This window comes from Alishewanella agri BL06, from assembly GCF_000272005.1.
In the GTDB taxonomy this organism is placed as follows: Bacteria; Pseudomonadota; Gammaproteobacteria; order Enterobacterales; family Alteromonadaceae; genus Alishewanella; species Alishewanella agri.
Genome location: NZ_AKKU01000026.1, coordinates 40105 through 60450 on the forward strand (window position 1 = coordinate 40105; position 20346 = coordinate 60450).

General features: G+C 54.1%; 15 protein-coding genes. 7 read left to right on the plus strand and 8 right to left on the minus strand.

The annotated features are described in order from the left end of the window. Positions 1 to 2: 2 nt before the first annotated feature. From AGRI_RS13790 to AGRI_RS13810, 5 genes are all read right to left on the minus strand, one after another. Positions 3 to 707 carry a LytR/AlgR family response regulator transcription factor gene (locus AGRI_RS13790; protein WP_008985510.1) on the minus strand — a complete coding sequence of 235 codons (705 nt, stop codon included), beginning with the start codon at positions 705 to 707 and terminating at the stop codon, positions 3 to 5. Next, a complete protein-coding gene (locus tag AGRI_RS13795; protein WP_008985511.1) occupies positions 688 to 1746 on the minus strand; it encodes a sensor histidine kinase in 1059 nt (352 codons plus the stop codon). The genes AGRI_RS13790 and AGRI_RS13795 overlap by 20 nt, the downstream gene beginning before the upstream one ends. Continuing rightward, positions 1743 to 2765, minus strand: coding sequence for a serine hydrolase domain-containing protein (locus AGRI_RS13800; protein ID WP_337445398.1), 1023 nt, complete (start codon positions 2763 to 2765; stop codon positions 1743 to 1745). Before AGRI_RS13800 ends, AGRI_RS13795 begins: the two co-directional genes overlap by 4 nt. Before the next feature lie 4 nt (positions 2766 to 2769). Continuing rightward, the gene (locus AGRI_RS13805; protein WP_008985513.1) at positions 2770 to 3432 is read right to left on the minus strand and encodes a hypothetical protein; all 663 of its coding nucleotides are present in this window, start codon (positions 3430 to 3432) and stop codon (positions 2770 to 2772) included. Positions 3433 to 3597: 165 nt separating this feature from the next. Next, positions 3598 to 5295 carry a TIGR03545 family protein gene (locus AGRI_RS13810; protein ID WP_008985514.1) on the minus strand — a complete coding sequence of 566 codons (1698 nt, stop codon included), beginning with the start codon at positions 5293 to 5295 and terminating at the stop codon, positions 3598 to 3600. 199 nt (positions 5296 to 5494) lie between these two features. Between AGRI_RS13810 and AGRI_RS13815 the strand changes: the two genes are divergently transcribed. Further along, complete coding sequence (locus tag AGRI_RS13815) at positions 5495 to 7090, plus strand: amidase (protein WP_040292032.1); 1596 nt, start codon at positions 5495 to 5497, stop codon at positions 7088 to 7090. On the opposite strand, the gene zntR is transcribed toward AGRI_RS13815, so the two are convergent. Next, positions 7053 to 7460 (minus strand): Zn(2+)-responsive transcriptional regulator, encoded by a 408-nt coding sequence (zntR, locus tag AGRI_RS13820; RefSeq protein WP_008985516.1) that lies wholly within the window; start codon positions 7458 to 7460, stop codon positions 7053 to 7055. The genes AGRI_RS13815 and zntR overlap by 38 nt on opposite strands. A gap of 187 nt (positions 7461 to 7647) precedes the next feature. Here zntR and AGRI_RS13825 point away from each other — a divergent pair, with 187 nt between their 5' ends. From AGRI_RS13825 to AGRI_RS13840, 4 genes are all read left to right on the plus strand, one after another. Beyond that, a complete protein-coding gene (locus AGRI_RS13825) occupies positions 7648 to 10119 on the plus strand; it encodes a heavy metal translocating P-type ATPase (RefSeq protein ID WP_008985517.1) in 2472 nt (823 codons plus the stop codon). Between the two features lie 73 nt (positions 10120 to 10192). Next, a complete protein-coding gene (locus AGRI_RS13830) occupies positions 10193 to 10600 on the plus strand; it encodes a hypothetical protein (RefSeq protein ID WP_008985518.1) in 408 nt (135 codons plus the stop codon). Between the two features lie 71 nt (positions 10601 to 10671). Beyond that, a complete protein-coding gene (locus AGRI_RS13835) occupies positions 10672 to 12516 on the plus strand; it encodes an efflux RND transporter periplasmic adaptor subunit (protein WP_008985519.1) in 1845 nt (614 codons plus the stop codon). A 3-nt stretch (positions 12517 to 12519) separates the two neighbouring features. Beyond that, a complete protein-coding gene (locus AGRI_RS13840) occupies positions 12520 to 16371 on the plus strand; it encodes an efflux RND transporter permease subunit (protein WP_008985520.1) in 3852 nt (1283 codons plus the stop codon). A gap of 46 nt (positions 16372 to 16417) precedes the next feature. Here the strand turns inward: AGRI_RS13840 and AGRI_RS13845 are convergent, their stop codons facing one another. After that, a complete protein-coding gene (locus AGRI_RS13845) occupies positions 16418 to 17506 on the minus strand; it encodes a DUF3083 family protein (RefSeq protein WP_008985521.1) in 1089 nt (362 codons plus the stop codon). Between the two features lie 173 nt (positions 17507 to 17679). On the opposite strand from AGRI_RS13845, the gene AGRI_RS13850 reads away from it, so the two are divergent. Further along, a complete protein-coding gene (locus AGRI_RS13850) occupies positions 17680 to 18324 on the plus strand; it encodes a MarC family protein (RefSeq protein WP_008985522.1) in 645 nt (214 codons plus the stop codon). Between the two features lie 45 nt (positions 18325 to 18369). On the opposite strand, the gene AGRI_RS13855 is transcribed toward AGRI_RS13850, so the two are convergent. Continuing rightward, on the minus strand, positions 18370 to 19878 hold the full coding sequence (locus AGRI_RS13855) for a Na+/H+ antiporter NhaC family protein (protein WP_008985523.1): 1509 nt from the start codon (positions 19876 to 19878) through the stop codon (positions 18370 to 18372). A gap of 306 nt (positions 19879 to 20184) precedes the next feature. Between AGRI_RS13855 and AGRI_RS16805 the strand changes: the two genes are divergently transcribed. Beyond that, positions 20185 to 20295, plus strand: coding sequence for a PEP-CTERM sorting domain-containing protein (locus AGRI_RS16805; protein ID WP_420169886.1), 111 nt, complete (start codon positions 20185 to 20187; stop codon positions 20293 to 20295). Positions 20296 to 20346: the final 51 nt, after the last annotated feature.

Consider the following 20346-nt stretch of genomic DNA (forward strand, 5'->3'; position numbering starts at 1 on the left):
GATTACAGGCTCCAACCTTGTTTAAAAGCGCTGGCCTGACGGCGGGAAATTTCGACCTTAAGATCGGCGTGTAGACTGACGTCAAAACCACCGCTAATCGCTGGCGTAATTTGCCGAATATACTGGGTATTGATAATCCAACTGCGGTTAGCGCGAAAAAAGGTCTCGGCGGGCAGTTTTTGTTCCAATGCGCTCAGATTACGGTATATCAGCGGTTTTCCTCCGCCAAAATAGACCCGGGTATAGTTGCCCTGAGCTTCAAAAGCATAAATGTCGGCCAGGGTGACAAAGTAGCAGCGGTCACCATCTTTTAAAAACACCTGACTTTGCAGCGTCATCTGCGGGCGGTGGCTGGGTGAAGGCACCTTTGCCAGCGCGGCCTGTAAGCGGGGTAGGGTAACGGGTTTTAGCAGATAGTCAGTAGCGTGGTAATCAAAGGATTTGAGTGCGTATTGGTCAAAGGCGGTGACAAAGATCACATGCGGCAGTTGCCCTTGCTCAGCTAATTGCTCGAGCAGCTGAAAACCATTAGCGCCCGGCATATCGATATCCAACAACAGTAAATCCGGCTGCTGCTGGTTAAGCTGCTGCAACGCCTGAGCAACGTTCTCTGCTTCACCGACAATCTCTATTTGCGGGCAATGTTGTAACTGATTGCGCAGTTCCAGGCGTGCCAGACGGCTATCATCAACCAGCAGTACTTTCATTTGATAACTCCATCGGTAGCCGAATTTCGGTTATTACCTGCTGTGCCTGCTGGCTCAGCGTCAGACTGGCTTTGCCCTGATACAGCAAGGCCAGCCGTTGTCGGATATTCGCCAGGCCAACGCCGGTGCTGTCAGTAAGTTGTCGTAATTGCCCATCGTTGCTCACGGTTAGACAAAGTTGATCATCGACGATGCGGGCGCTGATCTCAATGTTACCGCCAGCCGGTAAATGGCTGATGCCATGTTTGATGGCATTTTCAACACAGAGTTGCAGTAATAACCGCGGTACGGCCAGCGACAGGCAGTGTTCCGGGATCCGCTGCTGATAGCGCAGCCGTCGCTCAAACTGAATTGAGCACAGTGCCAGGTAGTGCTGCACCACCTCCAGCTCCTGTACTAAGGGCACTTTCACGCCAGCCTTGGGATCCAGATTGTAGCGCAACATATCCGCCAGGATACTTAACATGTCGCGGGCTTTTTCCGGATCTTCCAGGATCAGCGCGCGGATATTATTTAGCGCATTAAACAGAAAATGCGGTTGTAGCTGATTTAGCAAGGCATCGAGTTGGGTAGCTTGCAGTAAAGCGGTAGTTTGTCGCAGCTGTCGTACTTTAGTGATCGCGAAATACAGCGCGGACCAGAGCGACATCGCCAGCAGCATATTAAAAAAGTTGCCGCTAAAAATATGTTTAATCACAAACCAGCGCTGTGCGGCCGGTACGGGAAAGCTGTATGGCGTCAGACTTAACAAAAAGAACACCAGTAGCAGCAGGCAGGTCGCCACCGCGGCGACCAGGATGCTACCAAACATTAGGCTGGTCGCCTGACGCAATACGCCGGCCTGCTGCAGTTTGCGCCGGTAAAGGCTGCGCAGCAGATGCGAGCCCAGGCCAGTACTGCCGACCAGTACCGCGCCATACAGCAGCTCGGTAGCGACAAACACCGGTCTGTTATAGATCATCAGACTCATCAGGGCGTACAGCAGCCCCCAGCCACTACATTGCAGTAGTGCGTAACTCGCTGGCCGGCTTAACGTCATGGTTGTTTATCCTGTGGTAAAAGGGTTGTAGCGGGCTTGGCCAACCAGTCGGCAAATAATGCCATGCCCTGTTCGGTAACGGGTAGCGCAATATTAGTCAGGATCACCAGCCCCTTTTGCTGTGTGGTATCGAACACGACCAGACTACTAAAGCCGGCGGTTTGGCCGGCATGCCAATGCCAACCCTTAGCGGTCAGCATCCAGCCGGGTGTCATGGCAGGTTGGTCGTTAAGCTGCAGTGGTGTCAGCCATAACTGCAGTAGCGGATCGGTGTTGGCCGTGGCGAAGATGTGCTTAAGCATCCCCGCCATATCTTCAATACTGGCGACCACTGCGCCGGCACCGGCCAGGCTGTCAAACTGCCAGTTAGCAACCTGCTCACCGTTAATGGCATAACCGCGTGCCAGTTTCGGCAGGGCAGGGGGTGTACCGGCGTGAGCTGGCAGCGACAGCTGCACTTTGGCCAATGGCATCGCCAGTGGCCGGAATACACGCTGCTGCATCAGCTCCGCATAGGGCTGCTTTAACTCAGCGGCCAGCAGCCAACCCAGTAGACCATAGCCATAGTTGGAGTAGCCAAACTGGCGCTCAGTAAAGTCGGTTGTGGTTAGCGCGGTACGCAGCTCCTTATCGTGGTAGCGGGCATAAGGGTTACGTAAATCGTCCAGTGGTAAATTAGCCGGCAGCCTTGGCAAACCACTGCGGTGCGTCAGTAATTCAGTCAGGGTATATTGATGCGTTGCCAGTTCGGGCATGGCGAACTGTTGTGCCAGTGGCCGGTCGAGGTGCCAGCGCCCCTGCTGCACCAGACTTAGCACCGCCAGCGCGGTCAGGGGTTTGGATACCGAGCCAATTTCAAATAAGGTCTGCCGGTCAACCGCTTGGCCAGCGGCTTGCTGTTGGGTATCGGCCAGACCATGCAATTGGTATTGCACCTGCTGACCGTCAATCAAGGCGATAGCAACACCGTGCTGGCCAAACTCCTGTTTCAGCCAGCCGGGTAACTGTTGTAACGTCAGTGGCTCAGTGGGTGTCAGGGCTTTTTTTTAAATTAAGCGGCATGGCCCGGCCCTGAATAAAGGTGCCTTGCCATTCATCCTGTTGCCACTGCGCCTGATAGCTGGCATTAATCATTTTCGAACTGAAACTGAGCTGTTCAGCACTGAGGCTGAATTGGTCAACCGGAATACCATAGCTTTGTTGTTTCGGGCTATCCAGAGTGACATGGTAGCCACCGGCGATAACAGCGACATTCAGCACCAGGGGTAGGCTGGCATTATTGCCAAGTGCTAATTCGCCTGCCCATTGTTGCTCCTGTGCCAGACGTTTCGTATCAGCATCGCTGAGCCGGGTAAGGGTGATGGGGATGGCGCGGCCCTGAGTAAAGACGCCGGTCAGTTGGTCACCGGCAAATTCGCCGCTAAAATTCGCACTTAATGCATCGGCGGCAAATTGCAACTTAGTGCCTTGCAACGTCATACTGCTGGGTAAAATGGGTTCTGAATGTTGATTTGGGCTAAACAGTTCCAGCTGATAGCCCTGTTCTGCCGGGCTAAGTTTAACACCCAGCACTATGCCCACTTCCGGTGCCAGCTGTAACACGCCACGCCAGTTGCCGCTGTAATCCTCAGCCAGGCTGGCAAAGCTGGCCAATAACAGGCCGCTACTGATCAGAATTTTGTTCATGGTCGCTCCTCCTTTAAAGTGAGCTTACAGCCTACAGCAGCCGGCTAACCGTTGTTGCGGTTATATGACCAGCGGTTGCTCGGCAGGTTTGCCGGTAATATTGGCGGATTAATGGTACGCCGGTAGTGCTGAGTACCGGCGTTGACGTTAAATTCAGACTTTGCTTCAGCCGCCGCCTAATCGATCCAATAAGCGGTTACGCAGTTGATCCTGCAGATTACCCATTTTGGCGCCGAGTAACGCTTCGAGTTTGGCTTCGATGGCTTTGCTGTCGGTTTCCTGCTGTTGTAACAGGCTCAGCCATTCTTGCTGACCGGCGAGTTGCTGCTGCAGGCGGCTATCCAGTTCACTGCGCAGCTGAGTTTGCAATTGCGCGATTTTCTGTCTGGCTTCACCCAGCAAGGCATCGCCGAGCATCCGATCCAGCGAGGAGCGGATAGTGACTTGTGGATTCGAAATCAGCCCCTCCGCCAGCACATCCAGCGGAATTTGGCCTTGCTGGTTTAGCAAGCCGACCAGCTGATCCAAATAGCGGTTACCGGTTTTGTCAAAGTTGGCATTTTTTAACAGTACCTTGGCTTGTTGTTTTAACTGATCATCAGTCAGTTGTAACGAGCCATTGGCACTAAATAGCCCGGCCAACAGCGTCAAGGCAGTTTGCTCGCGGCCCAGCGTCAGGTTTTCCAGCGCCATGCCATCTAACTGCCAGCTCAGATTGGTGATCATCTGTTCTAAAATGGCGAAATCGCCATTCAGTTTGAAGGTATTAAGTTTAGGTAAGCCGGCAACATCCAGACTAAAACGGGTTGCCACATTATTAATCAGCTGGTGCTGGGTAGTGATATCCTGCATTTGAATGGTGCTTTCGGTACCGGCCAGCAGTAAGTGCACCCTGGCCTGTTTTACCCAAAAATCCGGATAAGGCTGGTTTGGATCCAGCGGTTTAGCCGGTGCCGGCTCGCCATCTTGTTGCAGATAGGGTTTCGCCAGTTGATACAATGCTTCCAGTTTCTGAATTTCCCGTGCCCAGACATCGCCAAGTAAAATCTGAAAAATCGGTGCCAGGCCACCTTGCTGAATATTGGCCAGTTGCTGCAGTTGTTGCCAGTCCTGATCCGCGGCAGAGCGTAGCGCCGTTACTGCGCTGCTCAGGCTGTCACGGCTTTGCAGCAGGCTTTGCTGCAGGTCACGCAATTTGTCGCGTTCGGCACGCAGCTGTTGTTGCAGCGCATTAAACTGCTGGGTTTTGGCGGCCAGTTCGCTGGCATCGCTGATCCGGCTCTCGGTTAAAGCTTTCACATTCGCCTGAAACTCTGCCAGCTGCTCCGCCGTAGGTAATTGTTGGCGCAATTCGGTAAATTTCTGCTTTTGTTGCTCGGCCAGTTGTTTTAGTGCTGCACCTTGCTGCAGGGTTTGCAAATTTGCCCGCGCCAGAATGGCATTGGCGGTTGGGATCTCAACCTGCAGCAAGGACGCCAGATCGAGCGCGTTATCATTAGCCGGCGGTACCCGATATACCTTACCGGGTTTTGTTCTTTTGCTGCCATAGGCCAGTTCGGAAACTTCCAGTTCCTCTACCACATAATAGCCTTTTAGTGCCGGCCAGGGGTCGACACGGGCATAAGCATTACTAAAGCTGATACTGTTAAATTCTGGCTTGGCCGGATCGGTCAGTTGTACGCCAGAGAGGTTAACTGACACTGGCATTAAGCGCAGCGACACACTATCAATATTGACCTCGGCACCGGTCACCTGCTCCAGTTCACTGGTTAGCACGGTTTTGATAATGCTGTTGGCCAGTAAATACGCCACCACTACCAGGGTGATCAGGCTTACCGGAATTAACCATAGTAACTTTTTCATCAGGCTGTCCTTATTGCTTGGCTAAGGGAAGTGTAGTGGAAATTATGATTACTTTCATTACTTTGGTGCTTTTGGTGGCAGAAGGTTCCGCTATGGCAGTTGCGACCAGCAGCAGCGCGCTGCGATAAAAGGCACTGTAATTCGTGCCGGCAGACAGTAAGCTAAAGTCAGCGAGTACGCTTAGTTAAAGAGAGGCAGTATGAGATTATGGGTATTGGGCTTGAGTCTGTGGTTAGTGGGGTGCGAGCCTGCGCCACAGTCTACGCCGACAACGAGTCGCGACTTGAGCTGGCTGGATGCACGCTCGGCGCAACAAGCGCTGGCGGCTGGCGAGGTCAGCAGTGAGCAGTTGGTGCAGTTTTACCTAAAGCAAATTGCCACGCATAACCAGCAAGGCCACCAATTACACGCTATCACTGATATTAACCCGGATGCGCTGGCGCAAGCCAAAGTCTTAGATCAGGAACGCGCGGCCGGTAAGATCCGCTCGCCACTCCATGGCCTGCCGGTGGTGTTAAAGGCCAATATTGCGACTGCTGATCAGATGCCAACAACCGCTGGCGCGCTCGCCCTGCAAGGACATTTAACCACGCGTGATGCTGAGTTGGTGCATCAGCTGCGGGAGGCGGGGGCCGTGCTACTGGCGAAAACCAATTTGTCGGAATGGGCAAATTTCCGTGGCGAGAACTCGGCCAGTGGCTGGTCCGCCCTGGGCGGGCAAAGCCGTAATCCACACCTGCTAACCCACTCGCCTTGTGGCTCCAGCTCTGGCTCTGGCGTTGCAGTGGCCGCTGATTTGGCGCTGTTAGCGGTGGGTACCGAGACCGATGGCTCGATTATTTGTCCTTCTGCAATCAATGGTATTGTCGGTATTAAGCCTACCCGTGGTGCGGTATCAGGCGAGGGGATTATCCCAATTGCCAGCGCTCAGGATATTGCCGGGCCGATGACCCGGCGGGTCTATGACGCGGCTCTGTTACTGGAAGCGATGCTAACGCCGGAAGCGCGAAAGGCCATTCCTGCCTCACTCACTGCCGCTGCATTACAACCTGCCAGCGCAGGCAAAGTTTTACTGGTACGGGCTTATGATGACCGTGAAGCCGCGATAGCGCCCATGTTAGATAATACCGCCGCGGTACTCACTGCTGCCGGTTTTGAAGTGGTACAAACGCCGGAATGGCAGTTACCGTCTGACTTATATCAGGCCGAGTTTAGCGTATTGCTGTACGAATATGCCCGCGATCTGCAGCGGTGGCTAACTGACTATCAGGTGTCAGAGCAGGTCAATACGCTGCAAAAGATCGTTGCGTTTAACCGCGCGCAGGGCGAGCGGGCGCTGGCGTTTTTTGGTCAGGAATATCTGGAGCAGGCGGCGGCTCTCGATCTGGTTGCTGCTGAAACCGACTATATTGCAGCGCTGGTACAAAGCCGCGCTCTGGCTGAGGCCGCACTTAACCAGTATTTGCAGCAGGGTTTCTCGGCGATCATTTTGCCCTCCTATGGTCCGGCCTGGCCTATTGATCATGTCAACGGCGATCAGTTTAATTTCGGCACCTCGACGGCAGCTGCGGTAGCCGGTTATCCGTCTATTACCTTACCCGGCGGCTATAGCGGGGTGTTGCCGCTCGGCATTAGCCTGGTCGGTTTACCCTGGTCCGAGCCGGAGTTAATCCGCATCGCCGCCCTGCTGGAGCAGCAACTGGCTGCATATCGGCGGCCGGGGTTTATCCCGGCGCTGCCAGTGGATAATGCGCAGGCTACACTGGCTCAGCCTGAGCCAACGCAGCCAGAATAGAGCACGCGTTGGCGCTGACTGTGCCACCACAACAGGCATTGTGTAATTGCTGCAGTGCCTGTTGCAGCCGTTGCAGCTCGGCACGCTGTTGCTCTATTTCCTGAATTTTTAACGCGACCTTGTCTTTAACATCAGCACAGACCCAGGCACTTTTGTTATCTTCAATGGCCAGCAGCTCGCGGATCTGCTGTAAGCTAAAGCCAATAGCCTTAGCACGCAGGATAAAACTCAAGCGTTGTACATCAGCCTTACCGTACTGGCGATAGCCGGCGCCAGAGCGCGGAGCTGTTGCCAGTAAGCCCTGTTTTTCGTAAAAACGAATCGTATCTACCGTGACGTCAAATTGCTGAGCCAGTGCGCCAATTTTCATATCGGATACCTGAGTTGCTAAAATTATTGTTGCGAAGGCAGTCTGTCACTACCGCCCGACAGTTTAAGTATAAGTCTGGAGTCAGCTCCAGAGTCAAGTCCGAAAAAAGCGTGTTAATACTGCTTGACTCTGGAGTTACTCCAGATTGCACAATGCGCTGACTGAACTATCTGATGGAGTACTTGCCATGTCTGCAGCGAACCTGAAGGTGCTGATACCTGTTACCAAACTGACCTGTGCCGGCTGTGTGCGCCGCGCGACAACAGCACTTAGTGCTGTACCGGGCGTGCAGCAAGCCAATGTTAATTTGGCCAGTGGCAACGCCGAGTTAAGCCTGGAGGCTGCGACAGTACTGCCCCAGGTTGTGAGTGCGCTGGAGCAGGCTGGTTATCCGACCCGCACCGAAGCTTTACTGTTTAGTATCAGAGGTATGCATTGCGCGTCCTGTGTCAGCAAAATTGAGCAGGCCTTACGGCAGATCCCCGGCGTATTATCGGCGCAGGTGCAACTGGTCAATAGTCAGCTGCAACTTAGCCGCATCAGTGGGTTGGCACAGACCAGCGAGTTACTGGCAACGGTGCAGCGGCTGGGCTATCAGGCTAAGGTCGTGGATGAGCAGCACGCCGATCCCGAGCTGGAGCAACAGGCAGCTCAACGTCGCTTAAAGCGTCAGTTTTGGCTGGCGCTGGCCTTAACACTGCCGGTGTTTGTGCTGGAGATGGGCGGGCATCTGCTACCGGCTTTTGCCGCGCTGTTACAGCGGGTATTACTGCCGGAGCACTCCGCCTTATTGCAATTTACGCTGACCACTTTGCTGCTGGCCTGGCCGGGGCGGGATTTTTTCCGCATTGGTTTGCCAAACTTGTGGCGCCGAAGTCCGGATATGAATTCTTTAGTGGCATTGGGTACCCTTGCGGCCTGGAGTTTTTCGACGCTGGTGACCTTTGCCCCTGAGCTGATCCCCCAGGTTAGCCGCCATCTGTATTTTGAATCGGCAGCGGTGATTATTACCCTGATCCTGCTTGGGCGTTATCTGGAAGGGCGGGCCCGGGGCCGTACCGGTGCTGCTATCCGCAAGTTACTGGGCTTAAAAGTCAGTCAGGTCAGAGTGCGGGTGAATGACAGCTATCAGGATCTGCCGCTGGCGGACCTCAAGGTCGGTATGCAGTTTTTAGTGCGTCCTGGTGAGCGGATTGCTGCCGATGCACGGGTGATCAGCGGTGAATCCTGGGTCGATGAGTCGATGCTCACCGGCGAGCCGCAGCCGGTGGCAAAGCAGGCGGGCACTGTGGTCACCGGCGGTACGCTTAATGGTACTGCTGGTGCGCTGCTCTGTGAAGCTAAGGCCGTTGGCGAGCAGACGGTGCTGGCACAAATTGTCCGCCTGGTGCAGCAGGCACAGAGTAGCCGGCTGCCCATTCAGGCGCTGGTCGATAAGGTTACCGCGGTATTTGTGCCGGTGGTACTGCTGATCGCGCTACTAACGGCGCTGCTCTGGTTATGGCTGGGCGGTGAGCAGGCCTTAACGCAGGCCCTGGTGAATGCGGTGGCCGTGCTGATTATTGCCTGCCCCTGTGCCATGGGGTTAGCCACACCGGTGTCGATTATGGTCGGTACCGGCCGCGCGGCTGAGTTGGGGGTACTGTTTCGCCAGGGCGCGGCCTTGCAGCAATTGCAGCAAGTCAGGCTGGTGGCCTTTGATAAAACCGGTACCCTGACCCAGGGTAAGCTGGCGCTGACTGATATCGTTGCGACGGCCGATTTAACCGCACAGCAGGTGTTAGCTATCGTGGCCGCCTTAGAGCAGTTTGCCGAGCATCCGCTGGCGCAGGCGCTGGTCGCTGCCGCTCAGACGCAGCAGTTGCCCTTTGCGGCAACGACTGAGTTTCAGGCCATGAATGGTCAGGGCGTCACAGCTTTGGTTGACGGTAAACGTTATTATCTGGGGAATCTGCGGCTGCTGGCTGAGCAGCTGCCGGCACAGTTCCCGGCAGCGGAACTACAGGATGCCAGCCAACAACAGCAGCTGCAGCAGTTAACGGCGGCGGGCAAAACGGTGATTTTTCTGGCAGATACTGAGCGGTTGCTGGCGATGATAGCGCTGGCCGATCAACTGCGACCGGAAAGTCAGGCGGCGGTGCAAGCCTTGCAGCAAGCCGGCTTAACGGTGGTGATGGTGACCGGTGATCAGCTGCCAACGGCAAAGGCAGTAGCAAAACAGTTAGGGATTAGCGAAGTGCGGGCGGGGGTATTACCCGAGGGTAAGCAGCAACTAGTAGAGCAGCTAAAGCAGCAGTATGGCAAGGTGGCCTTTGTTGGTGATGGCATTAACGACGCGCCGGCGCTGGCCGCCGCCGATGTCGGCATTGCTATTGGTACCGGCACCGATGTGGCGATAGAAGCGGCCGATGTGGTGTTGCAGCGCAGTGATGTAGGAAGCGTATCGCAGGCACTGCAGTTAAGTGCCGCTGTGATGCGCAATATCCGGCAAAACCTGTTTTGGGCCTTTGCCTACAATGTGCTGCTGATCCCAGTGGCAGCCGGTGTGCTGTACCCGTTCACCGGCACCTTGCTGGCACCGGGACTGGCGGCAGGCGCTATGGCATTAAGCAGTATCTTTGTGCTGAGCAATGCCTTGCGGCTGCAGCGTTTTCGGTAGCGGCTATGCTGATTTTGACATCAAGCTATGAACGGCGTATCTTAGCGCCTTAACCTGAGAGTAAAGCCAGACTATGCTGACGCTGTTGCTAAAACGACAAAAACTGTGGACAGTGCCGCTGATAATCAGCCTGGCATTGTCCTGGTGTTTGCTGTTTTGTCAGAATATGGCGCAGGCGGTAGAACTGCCCTCAACAGCGTCGCATAGCGAACATCTGCCACCTTGCCATAGCAAGCTGGCGCAGCTTACTGCTACCGATACTCAGCTTGTGCCGGCGGAAGTACCTTGCAGTGGTTGTGAACAACTGGCCGCAGGCAGTGATCCGCTGCAACTGGCCAGTTGCGCCATTCTGGTCAGTTGGCAATCGGCATACCAACCCGCATTGTTGCCTGATGGCGACAAGAGTAAGCCCTACTGGACACAACCGCCGCCACAGCACGGCCCACCGCTTTACTTACGTAAAAACCTTCTGCTGATTTAAGCCTGTACCTGATATGCCTGGTGGTCGCAGTACGCTGCGACTTAGTCTGCTTTTTTGGTATAGGGTGTTTTATGTTTCAGGTAGCTCAAAATAATGGCCGGGGGCAATGGCGAGCCTTCAGTACGCAAGGTATTACGCCGCTGGCGATGACTGCCCTGGTGATCGGCTTATCCGTAGCAAGTTTGCCGTTGTTGGCGCAAAACCATGGCCATGCCCATGCGGGGCCAGTGGGTTCAGCCGTTAGCCCGGCGCAGGATCCGCTGGCGAAATTACAGCCGGCACAGCAATATACCTGTTCCATGCATCCGCAAATCCGTTTTAGCGATCCGAATGAGCGCTGCCCGATCTGTGGTATGGCACTGATCCCGGTTGCCGCCGAAGAGAGTCACACCGCAAGCGGGGAGCAGGTCGAACTGCGCTTAAGCCCCAGAGCAGCCGCCCTGTTGCAAACCGCAGTGATGCCGGTACGGCAGGCTGCCAGCAGCCAACACCTTAGTCTACCCGGTACCTTAGTTGCCGATCAAAGCCGGGTGCAAACCATCAGCGCCTGGACCAGCGGCCGCATCGAACAGGCTTATGTTAACCGCACGGCGCAGCAGGTGCAGGCCGGTGAGCCGATGCTGGAAATTTTTAGCCCTGAGCTGATTGTGATCCAGCAGGAGCTACTGCAGGCTAAGCAGTTGTCGGCGCGCAGCAGTTTGCCAGCTGGCAGTACCCTGGACGGCGCACGGCGTCGCTTACGTTTATTGGGGGTGCCCTCAGCGCAAATTGAGCAGATCCTGCAGCGTGAGCAATTACAGGATACGGTGACAGTCAGTGCACCGGTCAGCGGTATTGTCACTGAAAAATTCGTTAATCAGGGCGCTTACGTCAGCACCGGCCAGCCATTATTTACCGTACTGGCGCTGGATAAGTTATGGCTGGAGTTAGCCGCCTTTGAATCCCAATTACCGTTACTTCAGGTCGGACAGCAGGTAGAGGTAAGTGTGAAAGCCTTACCTGGTGAAACGCTGAGTGGCCGCATTGAACTGATTGAGCCCGAGCTGAATATCGCCAATCGTAACGCCAGGGTGCGGGTGTTGTTGGCAAACCCGGATGGCAGATTAAAACCCGGTATGCTGGCACAGGCCAGTATTCAGGCTGAGGTGAAAGCCAGCTTATTGGTGCCGGCATCAGCGGTACTTTTTACCGGCAAGCAGTCACTGGTTTATGTCCAGCCAGATCCGGCAGAGCCGCGGTATGAACCGCGTCAGGTCGAGCTTGGCCTGCGTCTGGGGGAAGAGTATCAGTTGCTCTCTGGCGTCACTGCGGGTGAGTTAGTGGTGACGCAGGGCGCGTTCCGGCTGGATAGCGAACTGCAAATCCGCGGCCTGCCCAGTATGTTAAATCCAGCTGTTGCTGCTACACAGCATGCAACCGCTACGGCGTCCCATACTCACAGCGCGCCGCAAGTCGCAGCGACACCAGCGCCAAACCCGGATGGCTTTGTGGTGCCGGCGGAGGCACAAAGCGTGTTGCTGCAGGCTTATGCGCAAGCTTACGAGGCGTTGGTGGCTGACGATCTGGCAGGCTGGCAGCAGGCGACTTTGTCGCTGCAGCAAGCGGTGGCGGCGGTTGACTGGCCTGAGCGGTTCCCCAGAGTGCTTAGCGCGCTAAATGCCGGTGCCGGCGAAATTATGGACGTCACTGAAATTGCACAAGCCAGGGCACTGTTCTACCGGCATAACCTGGGTTTATTGCGGTTTGCTGAGTTGGGCGTACTGGCTGATGGCTGGTATGAAGCCTATTGCCCGATGGCTCGCGATGGCGAAGGGGCCAGTTGGTTACAGCGCGAGGCTGAGCTACGCAACCCCTATTTTGGCGCCATGATGTTGCGCTGTGGCGATATTGTGCGCCGTTTTGGGGCGGAGGGCTAACACATGACGACACCCTTGCAACCTGAAGCGGGCCAGACGGAGAACCAGCAGGGTTTCGGCCGTTTTATGGCGCTGTTATTACAGCAAAAGTTGTTGGTGTTCTTAGCCTCGGCCATCTTGCTGGTGGTTGGCATTGGCGTGGCCCCCTTTGGCTGGCAGCATCAGCTGCCACTTAAGCCGGTGGCGGTGGATGCTATCCCTAATCTGGGCGAAAACCAGCAAATAGTGTTTGCCGACTGGCCGGGCCGTTCGCCGCAGGATGTGGAAGATCAGCTGACCTATCCGCTCAGTAGCGCCCTGATGGGCGTGCCGGGGGTGAAAGATGTGCGCTCCCTGTCGATGTTTGGTTTTAGCAGCATAGCGCTGATTTTTGAGGACAATATCGAGTTTTACTGGGCCAGATCGCGCATTCTGGAAAAGCTGGCCAGTTTACCGGCTGATACCTTACCGCCTGGTGTACAACCGGCGCTGGGGCCGGATGCGACCGGCCTGGGGCAAATTTTCTGGTATACGCTGGAAGGGCAGGATCCGCAGGGAAAGCCTGCTGGCGGCTGGCGTCTGGATGAGCTGCGTGCTACTCAAGACTGGTATTTACGCAGTGGTTTGCTCACGGCCGAAGGCATTAGTGAAGTGGCGGCGATCGGCGGCTATCAGCGAGAATATCAGGTAGAAGTCGACGCGAACTTGCTGCGGCTTTACGACGTGACACTGGAGCAGGTCACGGCAGCGGTGATGGCGGCGAACCTGGATGTCAGCGCCGGCAGCCGTGAGCTAAATGGCGTTGAATATCTGATCCGCGGCCAGGGCTTTGTCAAACAGCTGGCCGATCTGGAACAGGCGGTCGTCAGGCTGGGGCCGGACAATGTGCCGATCCGGGTACAGGATGTGGCTAAGGTCAACTTTGGCCCAGCGCCGCGACGGGGTGTGCTGGATGTCGCCGGCGCGGAAGCGGTAGGTGCGGTGGTCACGGTGCGCGAGGGCTATAACCCCAGACAGGCGATTGCTAATCTGCAAACCCGCATCAGTGAGCTGCGGGCCGGTTTACCAGCAAAAGCCGTTATTAACTGGGCGGATACCAGCTTAGCGCAGGTCAGTGACTTTGCCGCCTTACAGCAATTGCCGCTGCCCGGCGCACAGTTTACTGAGCAAAGCGACAGTGTACAGCACGCCTGGCGCAACTGGTTACAGCAACATCCACAGCAGAGTTGGCCGGCCTGGCTAACCCTTAGCAAGATCGAATTAGTCCCGTTCTATGATCGTTCGTTACTGATTGATGAAACGGTCGCGACCCTCGAGACAACGCTGGCGTTACAGCTTTTACTGACCACCCTGGTTGTACTGGTGGTGCTGTGGCAGTTCAGAGCGGCACTGGCGGTGAGTTTAATGCTGCCGGTGACCGTGCTGGTCAGCTTTATCATGATGCGTTACTTTCAGGTGGAGGCGAATATTGTCGCCTTAGCCGGGATCGCGATTGCCATTGGTACCATTGTCGATCTGGGCATTATCTTTACCGAGAATCTGTTGCAGCAGCGGCAAGCTACGTTACAGCAGGGGCTGCGTTTTAATGCTGCTTTGGCGATCCAGCAAGCCGGGCGCGAGCTCGGGCCTGCGTTACTTACCGCCATCAGTACTACCGTGATTAGCTTTTTGCCGGTGTTTGCCATGACTGGCGCCGAGGGTAAATTATTCGGCCCTCTGGCCTATACCAAAACCTTTGTGCTGTTAGCTGCGGTGTTACTGGCGGTAACCTTGCTGCCTGTGGTGTTGTACTGGCTGTTTGCGGCACAGCCGGCGCGGCTACGCGCGCTGCTGGTGCAGAAGTGCCGTGGCCTGATTCCGCAGCGCCTGCAAGGCATACCCACTATGCTGCTACGCCGTGCCCATGGCGTGTTAATGCTAGTGCTCTTGTTGACGGTATTGATTTGGCTATCCCAGCTCTGGCTGCCACTGGGGCCGGGGGCTGGCTTCTGGCAAAATCTGTTGCTGGTAAGTGGCTTGTTATTATTGGTATTAGCGGCCTTTTGGTTATTCTGGCGGTTATATTTGCCGCTGTTGCGGTTATTCCTGCGTTTTAAACTGCCATTTTTGCTGTTGCCACTATTGGTGGTGTTAACCGGACTTTCGATCTGGCTGGGGGCGGCCAGGGTGATCCCGGGGCTTAGCACCGAAAGTCACTTGGCACACCGTTTCCCGGGATTAAGCCGGGAGTTTATGCCGGCGCTGGATGAAGGGGCCTTTTTACTGATGCCGACGGTCATGCCGCATGCCGCTATCAGTGAAGCGCTAAGTATTCTACAACAGCAGGACCAGGCGATTGCTGCGATCCCGGAAGTGAAAACGGTGGTGGGTAAAATTGGCCGTGCCGACAGTGCGCTGGATCCGGCGCCGTTATCGATGATTGAAACGCTGATCCAATATCACAGCGAATATAAAACTGACGCACGGGGCAAGCGGCTGTATTTTAAATATGACCGGCAAACTGACAGCTTTATGCGTGATAGCGATGGCGAGCTGATCATTGATCCGCGCGGCCGACCCTACCGGCAGTGGCGTGAGCATATTAAAAGTCCGGATGATATCTGGCAGGAAATTGTGCAAGCGGCGCAGTTGCCCGGCGTAACCTCGGCACCTAAGCTGCAGCCGATCGAAACCCGTTTACTGATGCTGCAAACCGGCATGCGCGCGGCGATGGGTATTAAGCTACAGGCACCGGATTTAGCCACGCTGGAGCAGATTGCACTGGCGTTTGAGGCGGCATTGCGCGATGCCCCGGCCATTTCGCCACTCACCGTAAATGCCGAACGGGTGGTGGGCCAGCCGTATTTAATTGTCACGCCCAATCGGCAGCAAATCGCGCGGCATGGTTTAAGTATGCAACAAGTGCAGCAAAGCTTAAGTACTGCCCTGGCCGGTATGGATGCCGGTCGCACCATCGAGGGGCGCGAGCGGTATCCGATCCGGGTGCGTTATCAACGCGAGCAACGCGATAGTCTGGAGGCGATAGCACAAGTACTGGTGGCGACGCCAGCCGGCTATAGTGTGCCGTTAATTGAACTGGCAGAGATACGCTACGAGCGCGGCCCACAGATGATCCGCTCGGAAAATAGCTTTTTAACCGCCTACATTACCTTTGGCGCAGAGCGTGGTATCGCCGATGTCGAAGCGGTCGCGCAGGTAGAGGCTTATTTGCAACAACTGCTTAGCCAGGGCGAGCTGACATTGCCGGCTGGCGTCAGTTATCAGTTTGCCGGCAGTTACCAGCAACAGCAAAGTGCTGCGGCGACACTGAGCTGGTTGGTGCCGCTGGCGCTGACCTTGGTGTTTATGTTGCTGTATTTACAGTTTAAGCAGGTCAGTACCGCGCTGATGATTTTCAGCAGCATTGCCATTGCCTGGGCTGGCGGCTTTATCGCGTTGGATGCGTTCGCACAACCGGACTTTTTAAACAGCCAGTGGTTTGGCGCCAATCTGCGTGAGCTGTTTAATCTGCAAAGTTATAACCTGAGTATCGCGGTCTGGGTCGGGTTTTTAGCCTTGTTTGGTATTGCTGTCGACGATGGCATAGTGATGGCGACTTACCTGAAACAGCAATTTGCCGCCCGGCCGGCACGCAGCCGTGCTGAAGTACGCGAGTTAGTGTGTGCGGCAGCGGCCAAACGCATTCGCCCCTGTTTAATGACGTCTGCCACCACGATACTGGCGCTATTACCGGTGCTTAGCTCCACTGGCCGCGGTGCTGATCTGATGATCCCAATGGCAATACCGACACTCGGCGGCATGCTGTTTGTGCTACTGAGCGTCTTTATGGTGCCGGTGCTCTATGCTGCCCGGGAGGAGTGGCGCTTGCGAGACTAAAAGGGGGTAACTCAGGGCCATAATAGCGGCCCTGAGTCTGAACCAGCTAGTTATGGTAACTAATATGCTGATGGAAGCGCACCGTTAAGTCATCGCGCTCTGGTTGTAGATTTACCGCTTTGGCAAAGCGGCGCAGCGCGCTTTCCACTTCATTCATAAAGCGGCCATAACCCAGATCGGTTTGGTCGTCTGGCGTGGCGAAAATGATCAGCTGCATCATTTCTACCAACTTATCGCCCTGCAGATCACTGACCAGCTGTCCTTGTTTGGCGCTGGGGTCAAAACCAATCATCTGTAACTCTGTGCCCTGGCTGCTTTTATCAAACTGGCTATTGCGGACCAAGGGTAACAAACCATTGGCCAGCACGGCCAGATGCTGCAGTTTTTCTTGCTGACAGGCCGAGACAAAGTGATCGGCGATATGCTGATACAGCGGCAGATAGGGGCTGCTGCTGTGCAGATCCAGCTTTACCTGCTCTTTTAGCCGCCGGCTGAGCGGTAAATTGACAATCACATAAGTCAGGGCGCTATGGGCCGGCAGTTCCGCTTGCCGGGCTTTATAGCGGGCATCGATAGAGCGCAGTTTATAGCCGTAGCTTTCTTTACTGCCTTTGGCTTTGGCGAATAAATCATAGGTCAGATGCTGGTGATCACGGACTTTGATTTTCAGCTCTGCCAATGCCAGGCGGTTACGCAGTTCAGTCAGTAATGTCGTCACCTGCTGATGAAAGGCTGCGGCATTAGAGCGCAGTGGCTGCTCGGTTGCCAGAAACAACAGGCTAATTTTCCGTGCCCGCACTTTGGCATCATAAAAGCTATGCTGGGCTTCATGGTAGCTGGGGTTATAGAAAAACAGAATTTGCTCGGCGGTTTGCAGCACATAGGCTTCCTGGTGAAAGCGCACTACCGGGGTTTTGCCGTTCGCAATCAGGTGTACATTGCGCAGGCCAAACTGATCGGCCAGTTCAAACAGCTTTTGGCTGAGTGCCTGATACAGTGCCAGATAAGGGGCCTCTGTGCTGCTTGCCGGGTAGCGGGCCACTAACTCATCTGATAAAGCAAACTCAGCCAGCAGATATTGATTATCGCGGGCCGAGGCGGGTAGATAAACCTTATGTTGCGAACTGACGGGCATAACCTGACTCCTAACCAGACTAAAATTGCGGCAATTGTAGCAAAATGGCTGTGTTGTTGTAACGTATATTTAAAAGTTTATGTCGGTATTCAACGGGTGCAGCCCCCAGGTTTAGTAATAATAAATATCTGCTAGAATAAGCAGTTAGAATACTGCTGTTATTGGAATCTGCGATGTCTGTTACTTTACTGATCGATTATTGGTTAATTGCCATCACCGCGCTTTTTGTGGTGGTCAACCCGTTAACCACCGCTTTTATTTTTGTGTCACTGCTGCCGAATGCCAACGCTGCGCAGAGAGCCCGTGCAGCCAAGCGTTCGACACTGGTATCGGCGGGCATTTTCCTGCTGTTTGGTCTGCTTGGTAGCTTTATCTTTAAAGTTTTCGGCATCACGTTGGAGGCCTTCCGGATTGCCGGCGGCCTGATTTTATTTGGCATAGCAATGAGCATGATGCAAAAAGGTCTGGATGATGGCGAGGAAGCTACCGGCAAAGAGCCGCAAACGGATGGCAAACTGGCGAAAGATGTGTCGATTATTCCGCTGGCTATTCCTTTTATTGCTGGCCCGGGTGCCATTGCCACTGTGATGATCCTAACCAGTGAAGCGCAGAATGTATGGCACTTTATCACCGTATTTCTGGCAATAGGTATCACCACTTTTTCCTGTTATCTGGCAATGATTTATGCCCATGTATTGGTAAGGTATATCGGAGAGACCGGTAAAGAAATTATTACCCGGTTGTTTGGTTTGATTTTGTCAGTTATTGCTGTGCAGTTTGTAATTAACGGTGTGTTGGACATTTATCGCAGTTTGTAACTGGATAAAGCAGCGGGGATGTCAGACATCCCCGCTATGTAACGCTTAAGCGATAACGATAAAGCCAACAAAGGCAATAACCGCCGCAATTAAAGCGTATGGGAATTGTGTAATCGCATGGCTCATCAGGTTACAACCCGAGCCCTGCGCAGCCAGTACTGTGGAGTCACTATAGAAACAGGCCTGGCTACCAAAAGAGCTGGCAGATAACAGGGCGCCGATAACCAGTGGAATATTGGCATCGACGGCGGTGGCCAGTGGCATCACAATTGGAATGGATACCGCAAAAATCCCCCAACTGGAGCCGGTAGCAAAGGCCAGTACCGCCATGGCGAGAAATACCAGTGCCGGTAGCATTTGTGCAGTCATATAAGGCGCCAGATTTTCGATTACAAACAGTGGCAGACCTAATTTGTCGCAGACATCTTTAAAGATAAAGGCGGCGATGACGGTACTGATGGCTGGCAGCATGGTTTTAAAGCCATTCATCATCACATCCATCATTTCTGACAGCGACATCAGCTTTTGTACACCGTAATAAATCAGCGAGAACACCAGCGCGGCAATCACACCTTTTAATACATCTGGTTCGCTTAGCGAGTCACCCAGCAATACGGTAAATACAATCAGCGACAGCATCGGCACCATAAAGTTATGCACCTTGCCTTGCTTATTGCTGCTTTCAAACTCTTCTTCAATTGAGTTGACCGCATACTCATCACTGGTATGGTAGGGCATTTCTTCAGCGGCATGATGCTGTAAACGTACTGGCTGGCTTGATGAATCGGCCAATTCACAGTCGATCGGTTTACCTTGCTGCATAGCAAGCTCAGCTTTCTTCATTGGGCCGATGTCTGGCATCAGTTTTAGCGCTACCAGCATCACTACTATTACTGCTAGTATGGGGTACAGCATGTAAGGGATAGCTTCAATATAGACTGCGACACCTTTGCCTTTCTCGGCGATATCGTTATCCTCCAGTAAGCCACCAAAGAACACCGCCCAGGTAGAGATGGGAACCAGTACACAAATTGGCGCAGCGGTAGAATCAACGATATAAGCCAGCTTTTGGCGTGATACTTTAAATTTATCGGTAACCCGCTTCATCGCTTCGCCAACCGACAGCGCATTTAGATAGTCATCGACAAAGATAATACAGCCCATAATAAAGGTCATAAACATCGATGAACGTTGGCCTTTGGCTTTCTGAGCGCCGAAACGACCAAATGCCACTGCACCGCCGGTATGAATTAATAAGCCAATTAGCGCGCCAAAGCCGGCACAGACCAGAATTAACCAGCCGATGGTTTCATCCTGCATCACGTCGACGGCAATATCTGAAAAATTTGAAAGCGACTCAGTGGGGCTAAGTAATAACAAACCGACCACTGCACCCAATACTAACGCCAGTATCGGGCGTTTTAACCAAACCGCAAAAACCAATACCACGATCGGTGGAATTAAGCTTAAGGCAGAGGGTGCTGCAAGGGCGGCCGCTTCGGCCGCCGCGGCAATAGGTTCGGCCAGACTCTCTAAAGAAGCATCTGCTGACATGGTTGCTTATTCTCGTAATAAAAGCCGGGATAGCCGGCAAAGTTAACTGAACCGTTGCAGCAGATTTACAACTCAACGGAGCGGAACACTGCCTGGTGCTCTGGCTAAACGGGCGGTTTAGCTGCATAAGTATCCAGCACAGGCCTGTCTGATCTTTATGCAGACAAACGCGTGCATCATAGCAAAAAAACGATTTTGCACAATTGGAATCTTTGTGCCTGATATCGGTCGAAAGCTGTCAGCTATTTTTACAGCCTTACATTTGCGTCGAAATTAACTTTAACTCCAGCACAATTTGCATTTATTATTACAACTGAGCCGGTAAATGTTGTCGCTGCACCTAGTGTACTGGCGCTAATGGGCCTGGGTTTAGTGGCTCTGGTAGGCGTACGTCGTCGCAAGCAGTTAGTGGCATAGTATTAATCGTTAAATAAAAAATGCCGGATTATTCCGGCATTTTTTATGGTC